Genomic DNA, 6,354 nt, shown 5'->3' with positions numbered 1-6,354 from the left:
TCCCCCTACCTCCCCATCCCCCCACTTCTTCCCAGTTGCCACAATTTGCTCAAATTACCGTTAGGGATACAGGCAAAGGCATTAATCCAGGCTTTCTCCCTTACATCTTTGAATCGTTCCGCCAGGAAGATGCTTCGACTACTCGCAAGTATGGAGGATTAGGGTTGGGGTTGGCGATCGTCCGTCAGTTGGTAGAAGCTCACGGTGGTACAATTACCGCTGACAGTCCCGGTGAAGGATTGGGAGCTACTTTTACCGTTCGGTTGCCCTTGCTGAATGTGGCACCAGAAAGCGTGCCAACAGAAGAACTGCAAAACCAAGAAGCCGATCTCACGGGATTTCGCATCCTCACAGTGGATGATGACTCTGATGCACGTCAGCTATTAACCGAAATCCTTACCCTATATGGTGCAGAAGTTCTCAGCCTCACCTCGGCATCGGAAGTGCTGGCAAATCTGGAATCCTTTCAACCCGATGTATTAATCAGCGATATTGGGATGCCCGAAGTCGATGGCTATTGCTTGATCCAACAGATTCGGGCTTTATCACCAGAAAAAGGTGGGCTGATTCCTGCGATCGCTTTAACTGCTTATGCCAGAGAAGATGATTACCATCGAGTCATAGCCAGTGGCTATCAACGGCACGTCACTAAACCCTTGGAACCAGAAAAGTTAGTTCAAACGGTTTTGGCGATCGGGCAAAGGAAACATCTCTAATGCAAGGGGACTGGGGATTAGGGACTAGGGACTGGGATTACTTATAGTCTTTTCAGGACGGAGATGCGATCGATGATTTTTCTCATAAAAGTATTTATAATGGGAAAATATAGGCACTTAATTATATAAATTCCAAAGATAGGCGATCGCTTCAATTTCGATTCAGGTGTTTCAGACAAATGACTATTACACTCCAATTAAAACCAGAAATAGAAGCTCGTCTGATTGCCCAAGCACTTTTGCAAGGTGTATCAGTAGAACTTTATCTAGAATCTTTAATTGAGAATTCTTTGGTTAATCAGACAGAAATAACCTTTTCTGAAACTGCAAATTATGAGGAGTGGGAAGCAGCACTGAAAGATTTGATTAATAGTCCTTTTTTTGTAGCACCTCCGCTTTCCGATGCAGCTGTTAGCCGAGAGAGTATTTACACCAGAGAAGATGAAATGTTAGACATATTTGGTGGATACTAATATTTTGCTGCGTTTGGTACAACAGAATAACCCGCTACATTCTGATGCTCTAAATGCAGTAGTTTTGCTCAAGAAAAAAGGCGAAGTTCTCTGCATTATTCCCCAAAATTTAATAGAGTTTTGGGCTGTTGCTACCAGACCTATCAATAGTAATGGGTTAGGTTTATCTACTGAACAAGTATTACAAGAAACACAAAAACTCAAGAACATATTTGTTTTGTATCCTGATATACCCGCAATTTTTTCTGAGTGGGAACGTTTGGTTATTAAACATCAAGTTATGGGAAAACAAGTTCATGATGCACGCTTAGTTGCTGCAATGTTAAGCCACAAAATTACACACCTACTAACATTTAATATTGACGATTTCAAACGTTTTTCAGAGATAATAGCTATTGATCCGCGAAATGTCGTATCCTCGTAGAGGTCTGCAATTCCCGCAAAGGCTGCACCCACTGGACATCATTTTTATTTGTAAGAATAACGAAGCTTGTCTAGGGTTCTGTGAGGTATTAAAATCTTCACGTAATTATCCGAAAAACCCAAGTTATATGTAGGGTGCGTTACGTTGCACTTTTCTTAAATGCCGCAGGCTATAAGCACCCTACGAAATTACGGGATTATTTGGATAATCTGCGATAAACTGTGGCTAAAGCATCAGCGTCTCCTACATTTCCAGGGAACAAAACTACTGGTAAATTAGGAAATAGGGGATGATTTTCCGGGGTTCTTACCATCGAACAACCTGCTAAAATTTGCCCTAACAATCGGGCCGAAGTTAAAGCTAAACCTGTACTCAAAACATCGTTTGAGGTAATCCCACCTTTACTGATTAAAAAACCAATATCTTTAGGTAAACCTCGCACTACATCCATTAATAGACTTGAAACTTCTATGCCAAACTTTAACCGAGTTTCGGTGTCGGGAAAGGTGAGTTCTTGACGACTGGTGTAAACTATAGGAGTTTTCCCTTCATTGTGAACATTATGCACAGTTTGCAATGTCTTTTCTAACAAAGCTGCACGTTGCACCCCCCTTTGTCCCCCCTTATCAAGGGGGGAAACAGCTTCTCCCCCCTTGGTAAGGGGGGATTCAGATTCCCCCCCCTTATTAAGGGGGGGTAGGGGGGGATCATCATCTAATAAATGAGAAACATCTACTTCAATTCCTACAATACCGGGTTCTTGTAAGAGTTTTTCCAATTGTTCGGTTGTTTTTTTCACATGGGAACCAACTATTACCGCGCCTGGTTTCCCTTCTCTGACATATTCTGCCATATCTTCAGCGGCGATCGGTTGCGGAGGCAAAGCCGCTAAAGCTGTTAAAATGCTGGCAGCACTGCGAAAGAGAAAACGTTTTCCTTGACTCGCAGCGGTGAGAATGTCAGCGGCGAACTTGTTTAAATCAGCTTGAGTTTCGCCATCGACAACGCAACATTGATTTCCCGACAGCTGCATTAATCGTTCTACACTTCCTTTGGGAATGTCTTTTAAGAGAAATCTTTCTACCGTGTTTGCGGAAATTCTGCCTTTGGTTTTTTCTTCGACGTACATTGGCAAGTAACTGTGATGATAGGCGAAGACGGAATCTTTGGCAAATTCGGTTTCATGGACGGGAGTGGGAGAGCCGTTAACTATCAAATAGTGTACGCTGTCGATCGTGATTCTTCCACCCTCGAAAAATGCGGGAACGAGAAAATGTGCGTCAAAGGGACCCAGTTCTTCGGCAATTACGTCTGTTTCTACGGGATAATGTCCGCGTAAGGTGGAGTCGGAACGACTGACGACGAGAAAATCTTGAATCTTTTCTGCTTCTATGGCAATTTTCAAGTTATGGCAAACTTCTCGCGTGACTTGCGCCGCTGCTTCTGGTGTTAGCGCCCTGGTGTTGGTTAAAACAAAGAAGATGGGCGAGTCGTCTTTTAACCCTAGTCGCAAGGTGTCTACATCCCAGCGTGTCAACAACAAACAGCTGTGGACGGTTTGCGAACCAGTGGGGTCATCATCGAGGACAATAATTTTAGGTTTGCTGGACATTTTTCACTTTAACGCTGATTTAGCAATTTTCTCATTTCTTCTTGTACAGTAAGGCTAATTTGCCAAGACTCGTTGAGTAATCTTCCGTATTCATCGGCGCTAGCATTGATTTGTAAGGCTTGTAATGCGGCTAGGTTGTTGGTTAAAAGTTCGGTGTTAGTGGGGAGTAGCTGTTTATTTTCGCGCAAAATGCGATCGCTTTTCAACGCCCGCACCAAATCTTCCCGCGTCAGTTGCAATGCAGCAATCACTTGTTTTCTTTCGTCTAAACTACTGCTATAGTTGCTGACTGTTTCCAGTTGGTATTTGATATCTATTGCTTTAACTACGGCGTGATATTTATCAATTTCGTCTAGCAAGTTTACTAGTAAGTCTGGACTATGCTTTTTTAACCAAATCAACCGCCCCACTACAATAACAATGGGAAATAGAACTATTAATAAAATTGCCCATTTTAATGATGCGCCTCTAGTGGGTAAAATAATAAATACATAAACAACTCCCAAAAGAATTGGTGTCAGTGCCAAGGCAATAGAAATTTCATTTAACCAAAAAGTCCATTTTTTATTGGAGTCCCTTAAAGTTGAAGGTCGAAAAATATCTTCGGGGTCAATTCCAGTTAAATGTTTGATTTCCCCCAGAGATATTTCTAAACCTAACAAATCCTGCTGTAATAAATTGCTTTTATTCATTAAATCGTTCACCTTTTAAATGTTTCATTTCATCTTGAATACTCATGCCAATCTGTAATGCTTCATTTAAAATTCTGCCGTATTCACTAGCTTGTTCGTCTACTTGTAATGCGGTTAAAGCCTTTAAGTTATTGGCAAATAAGTCAGGATTTAAATTAATAAATGCTTGATTTTGTCTAATGATTTTTTCAGTTTTCAAAGCCCGGACTATATCTTCTCGCGTTAACCGCAAAGCTTGAATTACTCGTTCTCTATCTTTTAACTTGACTCCCGGATTTCCAGCAGCTTCAATTTGGTCGTTAATATCAATACTTTTGATTACTGAATTATATCTTTCTACATCATCAATCAAACTAACGAAATGTTTATTTTTTTGAGTTATAACTATTCTCTTTAAATCTTCAAATACTAAGCCAATGGCAAAAAATAAATGGATAACAATTAAACTAATTCTGTAATTTGGAAAGCATATAATTAACAATAAACAACTGATTATAAGTAATAATAAAACTACAACAGATGTAAAAATTTCCTGAAAAATTTTCCGCAGTTTGAAAGGTCTTATTACGGCATTTACACTTATACCACTGAGGGCTTTTAACTCTCCTTTGGTAATTTCTAAACCCTGTAAATCAGGTTGCATTACTGTATGTGTTTTTCTCATTCGTTGCCAGTGTGGAATCATAGAAACTCTAGTAAATTACTTTTTCTATTTTATGTAATCTTATGGGTATAACATTGGGGTTAACTAGCAATTGTAGTTAACCCCAATTTGTTGAGCAAAACATTTACCAAAGGGCGCGAATACGTCTTTGATTGGTTGTATCTTGAGCTACACAACCTGTAAAAACCACTTGATTTTCGACTTGGATAAATGCTTCATTACCTTTAGTAAAGAGAGTGGTATTATTGTTTGTGTAACGAACACCGGAAGCAGAGGGAATTTCTTTGAGAGTTAGGGTTTGATTTTCACCAAGCTTAACTTGTGCTGTTTCTGGGGAATATTGCGCCTGGAAAGTTTTACCGTTGCTACATTGATAGCGATGCACTTGCTGTTGCTCGGCGGTTGCTGGTAAAGTAGCGATCGCCACAACCATTGGTAGTAGAAAAGCTGCGAGTTTAATTGTTTTCATAACTTTACACACCTGCACACAGCAGTTTAAGTTCCTACTCTAGCTTACGATCGCTTTTGCCAAACGTGGGTAATTTCTTAGGAAATATTTAGCTAATCCAGACTAAGCCTCAAAAAATTCCTCCGCTTTTTGCCTATGTTCTTCTGTGAGATTACCGCTGATAGCTGAAAGTGCTGTTGTTATCACTATAATATCATCAGTGAAACCTAGCCCTGCCACCCATTCTGGTATAACATCTTCTGGTAAGAATAAATAAGTCAAGGCAGCAGCAATTATCCCTTTTACGTAGGTTGGTGTTTCTTTGTCTTTCATGCAATAATACATAGCGATCGCATCTTTGCTAAAGGGCACTTTACCAACCACAGATTTAAGATTGCCAAGGAAGTCATCTAGATGAATTCCTAAAGTAATTTTACCCTTTTTAACATCCTTAACCGCACCAGTTAACACTGAAGCTACTAATTGCACAGGTTTGCTGCCTAAATTTTTAATACCGTCACCAACACCATCTAACTCGGCGTTAACTGTTTGAGAGTTTTTTGTTGTTTTTTTTTAGCTTTTTTAGCTGCTTTTTTGGCTTCTTTCTCTGCCTTTTTAGTTTCTTTTTTAGCTTTCTTCTTCGCCTTTTTTTCTTGTTTTTCAGCTTGCTTTAAAGCTTTTTTACCTGGTTCTAATACTTTATTTTCAGCCTGTTCCTTTACATCTTCCACCACTTGAGATGCTTTTTTAATACTTCCGTCGAGTAATGATTCAATATTCATAACTTAACCTCGCTTATTAACAAAATTTTCCCTTCCGGTTTTCCAAAAGGGTGTATCCTTAACCTTAGCTTAACTTGATAGCAAATGGTTTCTTCCCAAAGTAAAAAACTAAAAATCATGCTTATAGATGAAGTAAATAAAGTTAATTGAGTTTAAAAGTATTACTTTTGATAGTTGACAGAAAAATTGTATAGTTTGAGCGCTCGCTAACTTTAACTATAGATGAGGAGTGCGATCGCTGGAAAGAACGAAACCAAACTTTCCTAATTTTAGCAAGCAGAATTAGCTTTGTAATTCTGAATTTACATAAGGGTCTACATTAGGATTTTGATAGGGTTCAGGATCGGAACTGACGTAAGGTTCTACGTTAGGATCTGCAAAAATTTTCGGTTCACGATCTTTGTAAGGGTCTACATTAGGATCGACAAAAGTAGCAGGATTTGGATCGGTATAAGGTCGAAGATTTGGATCTGTTTCCGGCGCTGCTTTTGAATGTTTTGGGTTTAGTTTTATCATAGTTACCCTCCTTTTATTTTATATTTA

10 protein-coding genes are annotated in these 6,354 nt (G+C 39.5%); 3 read left to right on the top strand and 7 right to left on the bottom strand.

Annotated features, from left to right (window positions below; translation table 11 throughout):
• From IQ264_RS20570 to IQ264_RS20560, 3 genes are all read left to right on the top strand, one after another.
• Nucleotides 1-716 (top strand): response regulator (locus IQ264_RS20570; protein ID WP_193982671.1); only part of this gene is annotated, 716 nt, incomplete at its 5' end.
• 179 nt (nt 717-895) lie between these two features.
• Complete coding sequence (locus IQ264_RS20565) at nt 896-1,189, top strand: hypothetical protein (RefSeq protein ID WP_193982670.1); 294 nt, start codon at nt 896-898, stop codon at nt 1,187-1,189.
• Nucleotides 1,179-1,613 (top strand): PIN domain-containing protein, encoded by a 435-nt coding sequence (locus tag IQ264_RS20560; RefSeq protein WP_322744767.1) that lies wholly within the window; start codon nt 1,179-1,181, stop codon nt 1,611-1,613. Before IQ264_RS20565 ends, IQ264_RS20560 begins: the two co-directional genes overlap by 11 nt.
• Nucleotides 1,614-1,809: 196 nt before the next feature.
• Here the strand turns inward: IQ264_RS20560 and IQ264_RS20555 are convergent, their stop codons facing one another.
• From IQ264_RS20555 to IQ264_RS20525, 7 genes are all read right to left on the bottom strand, one after another.
• The gene (locus tag IQ264_RS20555) at nt 1,810-3,225 is read right to left on the bottom strand and encodes a four-carbon acid sugar kinase family protein (protein ID WP_193982668.1); all 1,416 of its coding nucleotides are present in this window, start codon (nt 3,223-3,225) and stop codon (nt 1,810-1,812) included.
• Between the two features lie 8 nt (nt 3,226-3,233).
• Nucleotides 3,234-3,917, bottom strand: a complete 684-nt coding sequence (locus IQ264_RS20550; RefSeq protein ID WP_193982667.1) for a hypothetical protein — start codon at nt 3,915-3,917, stop codon at nt 3,234-3,236.
• Nucleotides 3,910-4,602: a hypothetical protein gene (locus tag IQ264_RS20545; protein ID WP_228061685.1), complete on the bottom strand. Its 693-nt coding sequence runs from the start codon at nt 4,600-4,602 to the stop codon at nt 3,910-3,912. Before IQ264_RS20545 ends, IQ264_RS20550 begins: the two co-directional genes overlap by 8 nt.
• 103 nt (nt 4,603-4,705) lie before the next feature.
• Nucleotides 4,706-5,050 carry an MliC family protein gene (locus IQ264_RS20540; protein ID WP_193982666.1) on the bottom strand — a complete coding sequence of 115 codons (345 nt, stop codon included), beginning with the start codon at nt 5,048-5,050 and terminating at the stop codon, nt 4,706-4,708.
• Between the two features lie 102 nt (nt 5,051-5,152).
• The gene (locus IQ264_RS33725) at nt 5,153-5,518 is read right to left on the bottom strand and encodes a YkvA family protein (RefSeq protein ID WP_193982665.1); all 366 of its coding nucleotides are present in this window, start codon (nt 5,516-5,518) and stop codon (nt 5,153-5,155) included.
• 41 nt (nt 5,519-5,559) lie between these two features.
• Complete coding sequence (locus IQ264_RS20530; protein WP_193982664.1) at nt 5,560-5,811, bottom strand: hypothetical protein; 252 nt, start codon at nt 5,809-5,811, stop codon at nt 5,560-5,562.
• Between the two features lie 282 nt (nt 5,812-6,093).
• Nucleotides 6,094-6,327, bottom strand: a complete 234-nt coding sequence (locus IQ264_RS20525) for a hypothetical protein (RefSeq protein WP_193982663.1) — start codon at nt 6,325-6,327, stop codon at nt 6,094-6,096.
• Nucleotides 6,328-6,354: the final 27 nt, after the last annotated feature.

The sequence above is a fragment of the [Phormidium] sp. LEGE 05292 genome (assembly GCF_015207735.1).
In the GTDB taxonomy this organism is placed as follows: domain Bacteria; phylum Cyanobacteriota; class Cyanobacteriia; order Cyanobacteriales; family Aerosakkonemataceae; genus Floridanema.
The sequence above is the reverse complement of the archived record's forward strand: the minus strand, read 5'-3'. Positions and strand labels throughout refer to the sequence as shown.